11 protein-coding genes, 1 tRNA gene and 1 other RNA gene are annotated in these 16,792 nt (G+C 72.2%); 11 read left to right on the plus strand and 2 right to left on the minus strand.

Features of this window, described 5'->3' with window-relative positions; translation table 11 throughout:
• The first annotated feature begins 2 nt into the window (after positions 1–2).
• On the plus strand, positions 3–2,252 hold the full coding sequence (locus tag ACGFML_RS19390) for an ABC transporter ATP-binding protein (protein ID WP_393545204.1): 2,250 nt from the start codon (positions 3–5) through the stop codon (positions 2,250–2,252).
• Positions 2,253–2,498: 246 nt separating this feature from the next.
• Positions 2,499–3,260 (plus strand): DUF998 domain-containing protein, encoded by a 762-nt coding sequence (locus ACGFML_RS19395; protein ID WP_393545206.1) that lies wholly within the window; start codon positions 2,499–2,501, stop codon positions 3,258–3,260.
• Here ACGFML_RS19395 and ACGFML_RS19400 read toward each other — a convergent pair.
• Positions 3,220–5,991 (minus strand): SpoIIE family protein phosphatase, encoded by a 2,772-nt coding sequence (locus ACGFML_RS19400; protein ID WP_393545208.1) that lies wholly within the window; start codon positions 5,989–5,991, stop codon positions 3,220–3,222. The genes ACGFML_RS19395 and ACGFML_RS19400 overlap by 41 nt on opposite strands.
• 188 nt (positions 5,992–6,179) lie before the next feature.
• A tRNA-Ser gene (locus ACGFML_RS19405) sits at positions 6,180–6,267 on the minus strand.
• Positions 6,268–6,387: 120 nt separating this feature from the next.
• Between ACGFML_RS19405 and ffs the strand changes: the two genes are divergently transcribed.
• From ffs to ACGFML_RS19450, 9 genes are all read left to right on the plus strand, one after another.
• Positions 6,388–6,484, plus strand: an RNA gene (gene ffs, locus ACGFML_RS19410) — signal recognition particle sRNA small type.
• A 46-nt stretch (positions 6,485–6,530) separates the two neighbouring features.
• Positions 6,531–8,990 (plus strand): DNA polymerase III subunit gamma and tau, encoded by a 2,460-nt coding sequence (locus ACGFML_RS19415; protein ID WP_393545209.1) that lies wholly within the window; start codon positions 6,531–6,533, stop codon positions 8,988–8,990.
• A 284-nt stretch (positions 8,991–9,274) separates the two neighbouring features.
• Positions 9,275–9,625, plus strand: coding sequence for a YbaB/EbfC family nucleoid-associated protein (locus ACGFML_RS19420; RefSeq protein ID WP_393545210.1), 351 nt, complete (start codon positions 9,275–9,277; stop codon positions 9,623–9,625).
• 49 nt (positions 9,626–9,674) lie between these two features.
• Positions 9,675–10,274, plus strand: coding sequence for a recombination mediator RecR (gene recR / locus ACGFML_RS19425; RefSeq protein ID WP_393545211.1), 600 nt, complete (start codon positions 9,675–9,677; stop codon positions 10,272–10,274).
• Positions 10,267–10,932 carry a DUF5063 domain-containing protein gene (locus ACGFML_RS19430; protein WP_393545213.1) on the plus strand — a complete coding sequence of 222 codons (666 nt, stop codon included), beginning with the start codon at positions 10,267–10,269 and terminating at the stop codon, positions 10,930–10,932. The genes recR and ACGFML_RS19430 overlap by 8 nt, the downstream gene beginning before the upstream one ends.
• Positions 10,933–11,227: 295 nt before the next feature.
• Positions 11,228–12,499, plus strand: a complete 1,272-nt coding sequence (locus ACGFML_RS19435) for an aspartate kinase (protein WP_393545215.1) — start codon at positions 11,228–11,230, stop codon at positions 12,497–12,499.
• Positions 12,496–13,611 carry an aspartate-semialdehyde dehydrogenase gene (locus ACGFML_RS19440; RefSeq protein WP_393545217.1) on the plus strand — a complete coding sequence of 372 codons (1,116 nt, stop codon included), beginning with the start codon at positions 12,496–12,498 and terminating at the stop codon, positions 13,609–13,611. Before ACGFML_RS19435 ends, ACGFML_RS19440 begins: the two co-directional genes overlap by 4 nt.
• A 652-nt stretch (positions 13,612–14,263) precedes the next feature.
• On the plus strand, positions 14,264–14,839 hold the full coding sequence (locus ACGFML_RS19445; RefSeq protein WP_393545597.1) for a SigE family RNA polymerase sigma factor: 576 nt from the start codon (positions 14,264–14,266) through the stop codon (positions 14,837–14,839).
• Between the two features lie 569 nt (positions 14,840–15,408).
• Complete coding sequence (locus ACGFML_RS19450) at positions 15,409–16,524, plus strand: hypothetical protein (protein WP_393545219.1); 1,116 nt, start codon at positions 15,409–15,411, stop codon at positions 16,522–16,524.
• Positions 16,525–16,792 lie beyond the last annotated feature (268 nt).

Consider the following 16,792-nt stretch of genomic DNA (forward strand, 5'->3'; position numbering starts at 1 on the left):
CTATGGACTATCGCAGCTCACGTCAGCGCCCGGCGCGCTCCACCGCGGCACCCCGGAACGACGCGGGCCCGGCGGCCCTGGGGCAGGACCCCGCCCAGGCCGGCACGCCCGCAACGTCGACACCGGGCACCGGCGGCAGCGCCGGGCATATGCCCGCAGAGGAGCCGCAGGGCTCCAGCCCCGAACCCCGCCGCAAGCGCTTCGGTGCCGGGCCACCGACCGCCCGGCGCACGACACCGTCCCCCGAGGGCACGCCGCCGTCCCCGTCCCCCCTGGACCCGGACTCCCTGGCACCGCCTCCCCTGGACCTGGACCCCCTGCCCCCGGAACCGCTGGCACCGGAACCGCGCGGAGCCAAGGCCCTCGTCCCGCCCGCGCCGTCGCGCAGCCGTTCCGGGCTCGTGACGGACAACCAGCTCCCCTATCCCCAGCACTTCCGCGCCAAGGAGGCGTTCCGGCGTTTCTGGCCCCTGACCAAGGGGGACCGGCGCTGGCTCGTCTGCATCCTCCTGTGCGCCATCGTGGCGGCCCTCGCCGAGACCGCGGCGATCCTGCTGTTCGCCGACCTCACCGACAACGCCCTCCAGAAGGGCTCCGTCAGCGCCTTCTGGTCACCGGCCGGCAAATGGCTGCTGGTCGGCGTCGCAGGAGCGGTCGTGGGGTACCTCGGCAACTCGCTCGGCGCCTGGACCGCCGAGCGTTTCGTGGTCCGGCTGCGTGCCCGGGTCTTCGGCCATCTCCAGAAACTGCCGCCGCACTTCTACCAGCGCAACCGGCGCGGCGACCTGGTGGAGCGGCTGACCGGCGACGTCGACGCCATCGAACAGCTCGTGGTCTCCGGCCTGGTCCAGGCCGCGACGGCCCTGTTCAGCATCCTCTTCTACGCCGGCGCCGCCCTGCTGCTGCGCTGGGACCTGGCACTGGCCACCTTCCTGGTGGCCCCGCTCTTCTGGATCGTCACCCGCCGGTTCACCGGCCGTCTGCAACGCGTGGCACGCCGTGAGCGCCGGGCCGACGGCGCCATCACCTCCGTCGTCGAGGAGACGCTGGTGAACGTCGTCCTGACCCAGGCGTACAACCGGCAGCGCGACGAGGAGGAGCGGCTCCGCCGCGAGTCGGGTACGTGGTTCCGCGCATCGGTGACCAGCGCCCGTCTCAACGAGTTCTACGCCCAGCTGCTGGAGGTCCTGGAGACGATCTGCGTGCTGGGCATCATCGGCCTGGGCGCATGGGAGATCTCCGCGGGACGGATGACCCTGGGGCAGCTGCTGGCCTTCGCCGCCTTCATCGGCTACCTCTACCCGCCGATCCGCAACCTCGGGCAGCTGGGCCTGACCATCACCGCCGCAACCGCCGGCGCCGACCGCCTCCTGGAGATCCTCGACGCCCGACCCGCCGTCACCGACCCACCCGCCTCCGAGGTCATAGCGGCCCCGGAACGCGCCGTCGGCGAAGTGGAGGCACGGGACGTCACCTTCCGCTACCCCGGCAACAAGGCCGAAGTGCTCAAGGACTTCTCGTTCTCCGCCGGCCCCGGGGAACTGCTGGTCGTCACCGGCCCCAGCGGAGCGGGCAAATCGACCCTGGCCTCCCTGCTGCTGCGGTTCTACGACCCGGACGCCGGCAGTATCCGGCTGGACGGCATCCCCGTGAACCGGCTGCCGCTCGCCCAGGTCCGCCGCAACATCACCCTGTTGCCCCAGGAGACGCTCGTCCTCCACGACACGGTGGAGGAGAACATCGCCTCCGGCCGTGACCACGCCACCCACGAGGACGTGGTGCGCGCCGCACAGGCGGCCGATGCCGACGGCTTCATCTCCGCGCTCCCGGAGGGCTATCGCACCGTCATCGCACCCGGCACCTCCCGGCTCTCCGGAGGCCAGCTCCAACGCATCGCGATCGCCCGCGCCGTGCTGCGCGACGCTCCCGTCCTCCTCCTCGACGAGCCCACCACCGGCCTGGACACCCTGGCCGCCCAGCGCATCCTCGGGCCGCTGCGACGCCTCGCCGAAGGCCGCACCACCATCGTGATCACCCACGACCTGGCCCTCGCCGCCGGCGCCGACCGCGTCCTCGTGCTCGACGAGGGACGCCTGGTGCAGTCGGGCTCCCATGCCCAGCTCATCCAGCAGAGCGGCATGTACGCCACACTCCTGGAGGCCCATCCCCCCGCCCGCAACGGCACGGCGCAGCCCCACCCACCCGGCCCCGGCACCCCACCCGTCCACTCCCCGGACGGCCACGCGCGATAACTCCCCCCACCGGCAGGCGCGTTGACGACCGCGCGCCGCCGGCCGCCCCCCGGACAGACCGCGCACCTCCCCCGAAAGAGCGAGAACGCCCTCCCGACGACGGGGGAGGGCCCTTCCCCCGGCACGGCGATGTGCACCCACCGGCCGCTTGCGACGATGTGCCGTGCCGCTCCCCGGACGACGTGCCCACCGGCGTCAACTCCCCCGACGGAGCCACCCATCGACGTCGGACCGAGGAGAAGAACCGTGCGGGCGAAGCCGGTACCGAAGGACCCCGAACGCCGCTCCCCGACGCGCACCCGAATCGGGGCCGCCCTGTGGATCGTGGCCGCAGTGCAGTTCCTGGCCGCCCAGCTCGTCGTGGGCGCGGCCTGGCGCACGCCCTACAGCCGGCAGCGCAACAACATCAGCGACCTGGGCAACGTCAGCTGCCGGATCTGGGACGACTCCCGCCCGCGCTACGTGTGTTCGCCGCTGCACGACCTCATGAACGCGTCCTTCGTCGCGCACGGCGCGCTGCTGGCGGCCGGCGTCCTGCTGACCGGCGCGGCCTGGGGACGCGGCGGCGCCGCGCTGACCGGCCGCACCCTCCTCGTGCTGACGGGGGCGGCCTGGGTGGTCGTCGGACTCACCCCCGCCGACGTCGACGAAAACCTCCACGTGCTGGCCGCGCTGGTCATCCTGGTCATCGGGAACGCCGCGCTGATCTGCGCCGGACTCCTCCCCCGCCACTCCCGGCTCGGGAGCCTGCGCCCGCTCACCCTCGCCGTCGCCGTCCTCGCGCTGGCCGCCGCGGTGATGTTCTTCGGCGGATCCGACCCCGGGATCGGGAGGGGCACCCTGGAGCGCCTCGCCTGCTTCGGTGCCGACATCTGGATGCCCGTCGCGGCGCTCGCCGTACTCCGCGCGCGCACCCGGCCCGCTTCGCCGCGCGCCGCCGCCGGCCTGCCGGCGCACCGGCCGCCGCTCACAGCACGGGCCGACCGAGATCCTGCTCCGCCCAAATGATCTTGCCCTCGGGTGTGTAACGGGCGCCCCAGCGCTGGGCGAGCTGGGAGACCAGGAAGAGCCCGCGGCCTCCCTCGTCCTCGTCGGCGGCGTAGCGCAGATGCGGGGAGGTGCTGCTCGTGTCGGACACCTCGCAGATCAGGGTCCGGTCGTAGAGCAGGCGCACCCGGATCGGGCCGGTGGCGTGCCGGATGGCGTTGGTGATCAGTTCGCTGAGGATGAGCTCGGTGGTGAAGACCAGCTCGTCCAGATCCCACCGCGCCAGGTGCCGGGCGAGGACCGCGCGGGCGTCGGCCACCGACGCCGGGTCGGAGGGCACCTCCCACTCCGCGATGCGGTCCGGGTCCAGCAGCCGGGTGCGCGCCACCAACAGGGCGATGTCATCGCGCTGACGGTCCGGCAGCAGGGCTTCGAGGACGGCGTCACAGGTCTCGTCCGGCGTCCGGCCGGTGTGCGCCAGCGTCGCGGCGAGCGTCTCCAGCCCGGCGTCGATACCCCGCTTGCGGTCCTCGACGAGGCCGTCGGTGTACAGGACGAAGCTGCTGCCCTCGGGCAGGCGCAGCTCCGCCGCCTCGAAGGGCAGGCCGCCCAGACCGAGCGGCGGGCCGGCCGGGAGGTCGGGGTACTCCACCGTGCCGTCGGGATGGACGAGCGCCGGCAGCAGATGCCCGGCCCGGGACAGGCTGCACACGCCGCTGGACGGGTCGTAGATCGCGTACAGGCAGGTGGCGCCCGTGACCACGTTCTCCTCGTCCGCCGCGGTCGACTCCTGGTCGATGCGGTTGACCAGCTCGTCCAGATAGCTGAGGAGTTCGTCGGGCGGCAGGTCGAGGGCGGAGAAGTTCTGCACCGCCGTGCGCAGGCGCCCCATGGTGGCGGCGGCGTGCAGGCCGTGGCCGACGACATCGCCGATGACCAGACCGACCCGGGCACCCGGCAGCGGAATCACATCGAACCAGTCGCCGCCCACCCCCGTCTGCGCGGGCAGGTAGCGGTGCGCGATGTCGAGGGCGTTCTGCTCGGGCAGGCCACGGGGGAGCAGACTGTGCTGCAGCGCGACGGCCATGGCGTGCTCGCGGGTGAAGCGGCGCGCGTTGTCGATGCACACCGCGGCCCGGGTCGCCATCTCCTCGGCCAGCGACAGATCCCCCTCCTCGAAATGCGGCCGGTCCCGGGAACGCCAGAAGTTGGCGACCCCCATCAGAACGCCGCGCGCCCGGAGGGGCACGGTGATCAGCGACCGGCACCCCTGCTCCATGACCAGACGGAAGCGCTCGGGATCCGAGGCACGCCACGCGTCGGCGCCCTCCAGGTCGGTGACCAGCACGGACTGCCCGGTGACGAAGCCCGTGGCCATCGGCGTGGGCGCCGGGTAGCGGTGGGTCTCGCCCGCCCGGTAGAGCGGATGGTCGTTACGGATCCCGGCAATCGCCACCCGGCGCAACTCCGGCGCCTCCCGATACGACCCCGAAGGCGGCTCCTCGCCCCTCAGGACGGGCTCGGCGAGGTCGACGGAGGCGTAGTCGGCGAACCAGGTCATCGCGACCTGGGTCAGCTCCTCCGCGGTGCGCTGCACATCGAGGGTGGTGCCGATGGCCACGCTCGCGTCGTACAGCAGCCGCAGCCGGCTCTGGGCGGACTCCGCCTTGCCGGCGAGGGCGAGCAGTTCGGTGGAGTCCCGCAGGGTCGCGACGCTGCCGGGCGGCCCTCCCCGCCGGTCCGTGGGCCGGATGTTGACCGCCAGCAGCCGGTCCCCGACAGGCAGCACCTCATCGGAGGCGGCCCGCCCGGAAACCAGCATGTCGCTGATCCGGGGCATCAGCCGGAGGTCGGAGACATGCCGCCCCTCCACGTCCGGGGCCAGGCCGAGCAGCCGGCGCGCCTCGTCGTTCGCCAGCAGGACGCGCCCGTCCGCGTCCACGATGAGTACGCCTTCGCGCACCGCGTGCAGCACCGCGTCGTGGTGCTCGTACATGCGGGCCATCTCCGCGGTCCCCAGCCCATGGGTCTGGCGCCGCAGCCGCCTGCTCGCCAGCGCCGTGCCGGCCGTGGCCAGGGCGAGCGCCGCCGCCCCGGCGCCGAGCACGACCGGCAGCTGCCGGTCGATCGCGCTGCTGACCCGGCTGACCTTCAGACCGGACGACACCAGGCCCACGACCCTGCCCCGCGCGTCCGTGACCGGGACGATCGCCTGCACCTCATGCCCGAGCGGGCCGTACACGCTCTCGATGGTGACGTGACCGTTGAGCGAGGGCTTGATGGTGCCGACGAAAGGCTTCCCGATCCGGTCCGGCTCGGGGTGCGTGTAGCGGATACCGGCCCGGTTCATGACGACGATGAAGTCGACGCCGGCCTGCTTGCGGGCGGCCTCCGTCAGCGGCTGGAGCACCGCGCTGGGGTCGGGGCCGCGCAGCGTCTGCACCAGTCCCGGGCTGTGGGCGAAGGCCTCGGCCGCGGCCACCGAACGGTCCCGCGCCCCCTGGAACCGATCGGTGCGGGACTGGATCAGCAGCGTCACGACCGCGGCCACGACGAGCAGCAGCACGATCAGAATCTGCAGGAAGAACATCTGGCCGGCGACGCTGTGAATGCCCGCCACCGAGCGCAGCCGCCGTGCTGATGACTTCGGCGAGCTCGCACGCCGCCCCCGCCGGTCGCTGCGGCCCGGACGCCGACCGGCGAACCAGCGCCCCGAAGGTGGCCACGGGAAGCGGCCGGAGTTTCGGGCCATGCCCCATATCTACCCTGCGTCCCAGGTGTCCTATACACACCACGCCGGGATCTCGCATGGCTGTGCGACGCGCGTCCGCCACCGGGGCGCCCGCCGATGCCGCGCACCACGGCCCATGCCACCGCCCAACGCCGAAGGGCCCCACCGCAAGCGGTGGGGCCCTTCGACGTATTGCCCGGTGAGAGCAATGGCGGAGGATACGAGATTCGAACTCGTGAGGGGTTGCCCCCAACACGCTTTCCAAGCGTGCGCCCTAGGCCACTAGGCGAATCCTCCGCCGCAAACAATACAAGACGTTGGGGAGTGCTCGCGAACATGATCCGCAGGAGGGGTCCGGGCGGGGAGTGGGGCCGAGGGCGGGTTCGTTTTTCGGGCGGGGGATCGGCTACTGTGGTGCGCAGCCCCTCACGTGGCGCTATCTGACTGAACTCCCCCAGGGCCGGAAGGCAGCAAGGGTAGGTTGGCTCTGGCGGGTGCGTGGGGGGCCCTTGCGTTTGCGGGCGGACCGGTTGTCAGCGCGGCCCGATATCGTCGTATGCGTGTCGTCCCTTGCGCTGTACCGCCGATACCGACCCGAGACCTTCGCCGAGGTCATCGGGCAAGAGCACGTGACCGACCCACTGCAGCAGGCGTTGCGGAACAACCGGGTCAACCACGCGTACTTGTTCAGTGGGCCGCGCGGCTGCGGCAAGACGACCAGTGCGCGGATCCTGGCCCGGTGCCTGAACTGTGAGCAAGGTCCCACCCCCACCCCCTGCGGGACCTGTCACTCGTGTGTGGACCTCGCCCGCAACGGCCGCGGCTCCATCGATGTGATCGAGATCGACGCCGCCTCGCACGGTGGCGTCGACGACGCCCGTGAGCTGCGCGAGAAGGCGTTCTTCGGGCCGGCGTCGAGCCGGTACAAGATCTACATCATCGACGAGGCGCACATGGTGACCTCGGCGGGCTTCAACGCCCTGCTGAAGGTCGTCGAGGAGCCGCCGGAGCATCTGAAGTTCATCTTCGCGACGACCGAGCCCGAGAAGGTCATCGGGACGATCCGGTCGCGTACCCACCACTACCCGTTCCGGCTGGTGCCGCCGGGCACGCTGCGCGAATACCTCGGCCAGGTCTGCGGGCAGGAGGAGATCCCGGTCGAGGACGGCGTGCTGCCGCTGGTCGTGCGGGCCGGAGCCGGATCCGTCCGCGACTCGATGTCGGTGATGGACCAGCTGCTCGCCGGCGCGGCCGCCGACGGTGTGACATACGCCATGGCGACGGCTCTGCTCGGGTACACCGACGGGTCGCTGCTGGACTCCGTCGTGGAGGCGTTCGCGGCGGGGGACGGGGCGGCGGCCTTCGAGGTCGTCGACCGGGTCATCGAGGGCGGCAACGACCCGCGGCGGTTCGTCGCCGACCTGCTGGAGCGGCTGCGCGACCTGGTGATCCTGGCGGCCGTGCCGGACGCCGGGGAGAAGGGGCTGATCGACGCTCCGGCCGATGTGGTGGAGCGGATGACGGCGCAGGCCTCCGTCTTCGGCGCGGCGGAGCTGAGCCGGGCCGCCGACCTGGTCAACACCGGCCTGACGGAGATGCGCGGCGCGACCTCGCCGCGACTCCAGCTGGAACTGATCTGTGCGCGGGTGCTGCTCCCCGCGGCGTACGACGACGAACGCTCGGTGCAGGCGCGGCTGGACCGCCTGGAGCGCGGCGCGGGCGCCATGGCGGCGGCCGGCCCGGTCGGCGCACCGGCCGGGGGCGGCGGCCTCGGGGCCGGGGCTCCGGTGGTCTCCTCCGGGGGCGGGCCGTCGGCCGGCTATGTGCCGGGGCCGGAGGCCCACCCGGCGGCGCCCGCCGGCCCGGCCGGTCCCGCCGCCGCGCGGGCCGCGGTGCGCGGCGCGACGGGCGGCGGCAGCGACGGCAGCCCGGCCCCCGGTGGACAGGCGCCCCAGGCCGCCCCCGCTCCCGCCCCCGTTCCCGCCCCCGTTCCCGCCCCGGAATCCGTGCAGCAGCCGGCACCGGCCCCCGCGACGGCGCCGGGCGGCCCCCCGGCCGGTTCCGGTGCCGAGCACCAGCGGGCCGACACGGGCGGCGCCGGAGCACCCCAGGCGAGTGCGCCCGCGCGCCCCGGAGCCTGGCCCGGAAGCACCGGCGGCGGTGCCGGTGGCGGACGGCAGCCCGGCGGCTGGCCCTCGGCCGTGGCGCCGGGGCAGGGCGGCCAGGGAGCACCGGGCGGCGCGCCCGCCGGGCCCCCCGCTTCCCCCGCGCCCGCCGCCGCCCCCGTACCGCCGCCGCAGCAGCCCGCGGCCGGGCAGCCGACGGCCGGGCAGCCCGCGGCCGCGCAGGGCGCGGCGCAGGTGCGCCAGATGTGGCCGGACATCCTCGATGCGGTCAAGGGCCGCCGCCGCTTCACCTGGATCCTGCTCAGCCAGAACGCCCAGGTGTCCGGATTCGACGGCACGACCCTGCAGATCGGCTTCCCCAACGCCGGTGCGCGCGACAGCTTCGCCAACGGCGGCAGCGAGGACGTCCTCAAGGACGTCCTGGCCGAACGGTTCCATGTGCAGTGGCGCGTCGAGGCGATCGTCGATCCCTCGGGCGGCGCCGGTCCGCCGGCCGGCGGCGCACCGCGCGGCGGCGGGGGAGCCGGCGGCGGCTTCGGTGGCCCGCCGCCCGCCGCCCCGCAGCAGCCGGCGGCGCAGCCGCACCGGCAGAGCGCTCCGGCGGCGTCCCAGGGCTCCGGCGGCGAGGGGGGCGGGCCGGGCGGCGGTTCCGGCGGCGGCCAGGGCGCACGGATGGCGCGGGAGGCGGTCGCCCCGTCGGCGGCCTCGGGCGGCGGCCGGAGCGCCCCCGCGGCGGAGCCCTCGTACACTCCGCCCGAGCCCCCGACGCCGATCGAGTACGACATGCCGGCCGAGGACGACCCGGATCTCGTCGACTCCGCGCTCAGCGGCCACGACCTCATCGTCCGCGAGCTGGGCGCCACGGTCGTGGAAGAGTTCAACAACAACGAATGAGACACCGGTGACGAACGGGGGCGGCGGCGCGGGAGCGGGCCGACCGGGGCCCGGGGGAGACGCCCCGTCGCACGGCGTCGCGGCCCGTCGTCCCGCAGGCCGGACAGCCTTCACGGACGAGTGAGCGACCGCCCGGGGACCCGTGCCCGGAGGCCGTACGAGAGCCCGTCCGGGGGCCCGCGGGGCATATCCGGGCTCCTCCGTACGGCGTAGGGCGCGGCGGGCGGGAAACACGTAGGCTCGGGCTACCGCACCAATCGTTGTCGTATGGCAGGAGTCACGTCGTGATCCCCGGTGGTCAGCCCAATATGCAGCAGCTGCTTCAGCAGGCCCAGAAGATGCAGCAGGACCTCGCGGCCGCCCAGCAGGAGCTGGCGGAGACGCCCGTGGAAGGTTCCGCGGGCGGCGGTCTGGTCAAGGCGACGGTGACCGGTTCCGGCGAGCTCCAGAGCCTGGTCATCGACCCCAGGGCGGTCGACCCCGACTCCGCGCAGGAGACGGCCGAGACCATCGCCGACCTCGTCCTCGCGGCGGTCCGCGACGCCAACGCCAGCGCCCAGCAGCTGCAGCAGGAGAAGCTCGGCCCGCTCGCCCAGGGGCTGGGTGGCGGCGGCATCCCGGGTCTCCCCTTCTGAGGAGTAGCCAACTAGCGTACGCACTACGGCAGAAGAGAGAAGACGTCCCGTGTATGAAGGCGTGGTCCAGGACCTGATCGACGAGCTGGGCAGGCTGCCCGGCGTCGGTCCCAAGAGCGCGCAGCGGATCGCCTTCCACATTCTTCAGGCCGAGCCGACCGATGTCCGCCGGCTCGCGAGCGCGCTGATGGAGGTCAAGGCGAAGGTCCGGTTCTGTTCCGTGTGCGGCAACGTCGCGCAGGAGGAGCAGTGCCGGGTGTGTCTGGACCCCCGGCGCGATCCGGCGGTCATCTGCGTCGTGGAGGAACCCAAGGACGTCGTGGCCATCGAGCGGACCCGCGAATTCCGCGGCCGCTATCACGTCCTCGGTGGGGCGATCAGCCCGATCGAAGGCGTCGGTCCCGACGATCTGCGGATACGGGAACTGCTGGCCAGGCTCGCCGACGGCACTGTCACCGAGCTGATCCTGGCCACGGACCCCAATCTGGAGGGGGAGGCCACGGCCACGTATCTGGCCCGCATGATCAAACCCATGGGGCTGAGAGTGACGCGACTGGCCAGCGGACTGCCGGTCGGAGGCGATCTGGAGTACGCCGACGAGGTCACGCTGGGGCGGGCCTTCGAAGGGAGGAGACTTCTCGATGTCTGATGCCACGCTGCACAACGCGACACAGGATCCGGACGACTTCGCGGTATCGATCTCCGACTCGATCGAGAGTTTCATCGTCGCCGTGACGGAGGTTGCCAAGGGCGACGAACCGGACAGCGCGGTGCCGTTCTTGCTGCTGGAGATCTCCCAGCTGCTGCTCACCGGCGGCCGGCTGGGCGCCCACGAGGACATCGTCCCCGACGAGCGCTACGAACCGGACAGCGGCCCGGAGCCGGACGTGGACGAGCTGCGCGAGCGCTTCGCGACGCTGCTCGAACCGATCGACGTCTACTCCGAGCTCTTCGACCCCTATGTGCCGCGTGCGGAGCCGGTGCCCTGCCGGATCTCCGACGACCTGGCCGACATCGTCACCGACCTGCGCCACGGCCTGGCGCACTACCGCGCGGGCCGGATCGTCGAGGCCCTGTGGTGGTGGCAGTTCTCCTACCTGACCAACTGGGGCCCCACCGCCTCGGCCGCGCTGCGCGCGCTGCAGTCGCTGGTCGCCCACGTCCGCTTGGACCAGCCGCTGGACGAGCTGGACGGCCTGGACACCGACAGCGACCTCACCAGCGCCGATGAGGACCGGCTGGCCGAGGAGGCCGGAAAGGTCATGGCTGCGGAGATCGCGGGCCCGCTGGGGCTGCGGGGAATGTGAGCGGCTCAGGGCGCGGATACGGGGCGCAGCCTGTGAGCTGGGTTACGTTCCTGTGTGCTCCGGCCGGTAGCGGGCATGTGCTGGCCGAGCGGGCGTAAGGACGCGCCTCGCGGATTCGCCCCGGGACACGTCACTCGGCGGTGATCACGGAGTGATCACCACGTGAGTTTCGTGTCTCACAATGTGGTATTCACCGGGCGGGCTCCGCTTGCTCGTTAGACTGAGCCGACCGCAGTACCCCCATTTCCGGGGGTCCGGAGGGAAACCTCCGATGAGACAGTTGCGAGGAGCGCACGTGGGCCTTGTCGTGCAGAAGTACGGCGGCTCATCCGTTGCGGATGCCGAGGGCATCAAGCGCGTTGCCAAGCGAGTCGTCGAAGCCAAGAAGAACGGCAACCAGGTTGTCGTGGTGGTTTCGGCGATGGGCGACACGACGGACGAGCTGATCGATCTCGCTCAGGAAGTGTCCCCGATCCCGTCGGGGCGCGAGTTCGACATGCTGCTGACCGCCGGAGAGCGGATCTCCATGGCCCTGCTGGCGATGGCGATCAAAAACCTCGGCCATGAAGCGCAGTCCTTCACCGGCAGCCAGGCCGGCGTCATCACGGACTCCGTGCACAACAAGGCACGGATCATCGACGTCACGCCGGGCCGTATCAAGACCTCCGTCGACGAGGGCAACATCGCCATCGTCGCCGGCTTCCAGGGTGTGTCCCAGGACAAGAAGGACATCACGACGCTGGGCCGCGGTGGTTCGGACACCACCGCCGTCGCACTGGCGGCGGCCCTGGACGCCGATGTCTGTGAGATCTACACCGACGTGGACGGTGTCTTCACCGCCGACCCGCGGGTCGTGAAGAAGGCCCGGAAGATCGACTGGATCTCCTTCGAGGACATGCTGGAGCTCGCGAGCTCCGGATCCAAGGTGCTGCTGCACCGTTGCGTCGAGTACGCACGCCGTTACAACATCCCGATCCACGTCCGCTCCTCCTTCTCGGGGCTCAAGGGCACGTGGGTCAGCAACGAACCGCAAGGGGACCAGCCGATGGAGCAGGCAATCATCTCGGGCGTCGCACACGACACCTCCGAGGCGAAGGTCACGGTCGTCGGAGTCCCGGACAAGCCGGGCGAGGCCGCGCGCATCTTCCGTGCGATCGCGGACTCCGAGGTCAACATCGACATGGTCGTCCAGAACGTCTCCGCGGCGTCCACCGGACTGACCGACATCTCCTTCACGCTGCCCAAGGACGAGGGCCGCAAGGCCGTCGCCGCGCTGGAGCGCACCCGGGCCGCCGTCGGCTTCGACTCGCTGCGCTACGACGACCAGATCGCCAAGATCTCGCTGGTCGGCGCGGGGATGAAGACCAACCCGGGCGTCACCGCGACCTTCTTCGAGGCGCTGTCGAACGCGGGCGTGAACATCGAGCTCATCTCGACCTCCGAGATCCGCATCTCGGTCGTCACCCGCGCCGATGACGTCAAGGAAGCCGTACAGGCCGTCCACAGCGCCTTCGGCCTCGACACCGAGAGCGACGAGGCCGTGGTCTATGGAGGCACCGGTCGATGATTCCGGCCGAGGCGGGCCGTCCGTCCCACGAGGTCATCGCGGGGGCGGACGCCCGTACGGCCCATAAGCCGCATCTCGCCGTCGTCGGCGCCACCGGCGCCGTCGGCTCGGTACTGCTCGGCATCCTGTCCGAGCGCGCCGACATCTGGGGCGAGATCCGGCTGATCGCCTCACCCCGTTCGGTCGGCCGCAAGCTGACCGTCCGGGGCGAGGAGGTCGAGGTCGTCGCACTGAGCGAGGAAGCCTTCGACGGCATCGACGTCGCGATGTTCGACGTACCGGACGACATCTCCGCGCAGTGGGCACCGGTCGCGGTGGCCAAGGGCGCGGTGGTGGTGGACAACTCGGGCACGTTCCGGAAGGACCCGGACGTGCCCCTCGTCGTGCCCGAGGTCAACGCCTATGCGGCACGGGTGCGGACGCGCGGAATCATCGCCAACCCCCACTGCGCCACCCTGTCGATGATCGTCGCGCTGGGTGCGCTGCACGCCGAGTACGGGCTGAGCGAGCTGATCGTCTCCACGTACCAGGCCGTCTCGGGGGTGGGGCGAGCAGGCATCGGCACGCTGCGGGCGCAGCTCTCCGCGGTGTCCGGTACGGAGTTGGGCACGACGCCCGGCGCCGTACGGCGGGCCGTCGGCGACACGCTCGGACCGTTCCCCGCGCCGATCGCGCTCAATGTCGTGCCCTGGGCCGGGTCGCTCGAGGAGGGCGGCTGGTCCTCCGAGGAGCTCGCGGTCCGTCATGAGTCCCGCAAGATCCTGGGGCTGCCCGATCTGCGGGTCAGCGCGACCTGCGTACGGGTGCCGGTGCTCACCACCCACTCGGCGAGCGTGCACGCGCGGTTCGAGAACGACGTCACGGTCGGCGGGGCGCACGAGATCCTGGCCGCGGCCCCCGGCGTCGTCCTCAGCGACGACCCGGCGGAGGACGAATTCCCCACGCCGTCCGATGTGGTGGGGACGGATCCGACCTGGGTGGGCAGGGTCCGCCGGTCGCTGGACGATCCGCGGGCGCTGGAACTGTTCGTGTGCGGGGACAATCTGCGCAAGGGTGCGGCGCTGAACATGGCGCAGGTGGGGGAGCTGGTGGCGGGGGAGCTGCGGGCGTAGGCGAGTAGTGGGGGCTGAGGGTCGGGGGCTGAGGGCTGAGGGCTGGGGAGCCGATAGCCCGGGAGTCGGGTGATCTGTCGCCTTCCTTCTTTCTTTCTTTGTGCATTTTTTGGGTCGGGCTCGTGGTGGCTCGGCCCGTGCGCGTTTTCGGCTCATCTCGACGGCCTGTCTCAGGGGCTTCTCCGAAGCCGGTCAACCGAGTTGGGGGGATGGGGTGTCGCCGGCTTGATCCCTCGGAGATACTTTGTGGAGCCCTCGTGTGACGTGTGAAGATCCTGTGTGTGGAATCCGGGTCGAGCCGTCTGATCTGGGTTGACTATCCGTTCGACTGTTCGCCTCCGTCACACTGCAACCGGCGGTTGGGCGGTCAGCGTCCTTCGGACTACCCCTCGCGGGCGGTTCGAGGGTGTCCGTGGGCCGCCTGGGAGCCCCCGGATATCGGGGCAAATGCGTCGGAAATATGGGGCATTGGGGAAGAGCTGGTACGCATGAGGGCATTCGATGCATCGTCAAAAGCGGTGCCTTGCGCGTACAACCCTTGTGGGGGGAAGCGTGTCCAACAGGCGTGGCAGAGGTACTCGGATTCACCATCGCCCCAGGGGGCGCCGCCGGAGCGGCGGTACGCCCGCCGCGCTCCCGTGTTCCCGGGGGCATGCCGGTGATCGCGCCCTGGCCCACCGCGGGGCCCGCGCAGGTTTCCGCTCAGCGTGGGGACACTGACGACGCGATGGCAGCGGGCACAACAGTCGACCACCTCACCGAGACCTACCGCGCGCACTACCGCTCACTGCTGGGCCTCGCCGCGCTCCTGCTCGACGACACCGCCTCCTGTGAGGACGTCGTCCAAGAGGCCTTCATCCGCGTGCACTCCGCGCGCGGACGGGTGCGGGAACCCGAGAAGACCCTGGCCTATCTGCGCCAGACCGTCGTCAACCTCTCGCGCTCCGCGCTGCGCCGCCGCATCCTCGGGCTGAAGCTGCTGTCCAAGCCGATGCCCGACATGGCGAGCGCCGAGGAAGGCGCGTACGACCTGCTGGAGCGGGATCAGCTGATCCAGGCGATGCGCGGCCTGCAGCGCCGTCAGCGCGAGGTGCTGGTGCTGCGCTACTTCGCCGATATGACCGAGGCGCAGGTCGCCGAGACGTTGGGCATATCGCTCGGCTCCGTCAAGGCATACGGGTCTCGGGGAATCGCGGCGCTGCGCGTCGCGATGGAGGCTCCGGCATGAGTGGGAAGACGTTCGGGCCGTACGGGCCGGTCGATCGGTTCGATCGGTTCGATCGGAGGGGCGTGCGGCGCGGTCCGGCCGGGGCGGCCCCGCGGTCGCGGGCGGCGACCGGTTCGTACGGGGCGGCCGGCGGCGCAGGTGGCGTGCGCCGGGCACCGAGTGATGTGGTGCGTGGGTTGTACGTGGTGCGTGAGGGTCAGGGGCCAGGAGCCGCCGGAGGGGCCGGCGGAGCCGGAGGGGTCGGCGGGGTCGGCGGCACCGGAACGTGCGGCTCGGGCCGCGCTGGGAATGTCGACGGTCCTGGGAGCGTCGATGGTCGTGGGAACGCCGAAGGCCGTGGGAACGCCGACGGTCCTGGGAACGCCGACGGTCCTGGGACTGGGGCCGGGGCTGCTTCTGACTCCGGGATGGTTGTGGGGCCCGGGGCTGGGCCCGGGGCCGGTGAGCGGTCCGGGATCGGTGAGGGGTCCGGGGTCGGCGCGAGCGCCGGGCTCTGTGGTGGTCCCGGTTCCGGTGACGATGCCGAGTTCGGTGACCGCGCCGAGTCAGGTGCTGGTGCGGGGAGGGTCGTGGGCGCCCACGCGAGCGGGGGAGCCCACGGTGGTAGCGGTGGGGGCGGCGAGCGCGGGCCCGGCACCGGCGGCGGATTCGGTGGCGGCCTCGGCGGCGAGGACGAACTTCGGCGGCTGCTGCAGACCCGGGTCGGCGACCTGGAACCCGCGTCGGACGCATTGGAACAGCTGCGCCGTGCGGTGCCCGCCCGCCGTCGGCGTCGCAGGCACGCCGTCGTCGGAGCGGCCGCCGCGCTGCTGCTCGGCGGCACGGCGATCCCCGCCATGATGCACGTCGCCAATCTCCACGACTCAGCCGAGGACCGGTCCGCCAACGCCGCCAGCAGTCAGCGCGCCCCGGGCAGCACCGAGGGATCGCACGGCGAGGGCACCGAGCACGCCTTCCCCCAGCCGAGCGGCAAGGACGGCCGTGGGCCGGGAGCCGACGAGCACCAGGGCAAGGACGGCCGGCCGACGGAGAAGGACGGCGCGGGCCATGGCGCGGGCGCCGGCACACCCGCCCCGGACGAGACGATGGACGTCACCTCGCCGGCCTGCAGTCGCGATCAGCTCGGGCAGGGCACCGGCTCCGTCGGCCAGGCGGACTCGGCCGGTCGTGTCTACGGCGCGTTCCGGGTGGTCAACACGTCCGCCACGGCCTGCTCGATCGACGGCGGCGGCAGCGTAGGCGTGGTCGCGCAGGGCAAGACGAACGCCGACCGTATCCATGTCGTCGACCACACCTCGGGAGACGAAGCCACCGGGTTGCCCGACCCGGCCACCACGCCCGACCAGCTTGTTCTCAAGCCCGGGGAGGCGTACGAGGTCAAGTTCGCGTGGATCCCGGACGCCGGTGGCGGCGCGAGCGGCTGCCTCACCCCGGGTCCCTCGCCGACGCCCGCCCCCTCGAACGCACCTGGAGACTCCCCGGACTCCGGGGCGGCGGCCGACGGCGGCGGTGGACAGGCGGGCGGCGGCGACAGTGCGGGGGGCGCCGATGGCGGGGCGGGGCCGGACGCGGTGGTCCTCAACCACACGCCGGAGGCGGGCGAGCCCGCCGCCGCCGACGCCAAGATCGCGGACGCATGCGCTGGCACGGTGTACCGGACCGAGGCGCTGGCCGCCCCCCAGTAGCCGCCCCGCAGTAAGGAGGCACGGCGCGCCCGCGTCCTTGCGTCCCCGCGTCCCCGTCCCCGCGTCCTTGCGTCCCCGCGCCGGGTGCTCCTGTTCCGCGGTGCTCCTGTTCCGTAGCGTGCCGTGCGCCCGTGCCCGCCCGTCTTGGTGGCGGGCCGGGCCCGGGAGCCGAGGCCGGCCGGAGACGTACGGCCCAGCTCCGCGCTGCCGGAACCGGGCGGTGGAGGAGGCAGTGGAGGGGCCGGTGGAGGGGGCGGTGCGGCCTCGG

Origin of the sequence: Streptomyces sp. NPDC048650, from assembly GCF_043199095.1 — a bacterium.
Lineage (GTDB): Bacteria > Actinomycetota > Actinomycetes > Streptomycetales > Streptomycetaceae > Streptomyces.

What these genes read in the sequence shown, in the direction of transcription:
- ACGFML_RS19440 (WP_393545217.1), top strand. Translation starts at nt 12,496, where the DNA reads ATGATTCCGGCCGAGGCGGGCCGTCCGTCCCACGAGGTCATCGCGGGG.
- ACGFML_RS19390 (WP_393545204.1), top strand. Translation starts at nt 3, where the DNA reads ATGGACTATCGCAGCTCACGTCAGCGCCCGGCGCGCTCCACCGCGGCA.
- ACGFML_RS19400 (WP_393545208.1), bottom strand. Translation starts at nt 5,991, where the DNA reads ATGGCCCGAAACTCCGGCCGCTTCCCGTGGCCACCTTCGGGGCGCTGG.
- ACGFML_RS19445 (WP_393545597.1), top strand. Translation starts at nt 14,264, where the DNA reads ATGCCGGTGATCGCGCCCTGGCCCACCGCGGGGCCCGCGCAGGTTTCC.
- ACGFML_RS19430 (WP_393545213.1), top strand. Translation starts at nt 10,267, where the DNA reads ATGTCTGATGCCACGCTGCACAACGCGACACAGGATCCGGACGACTTC.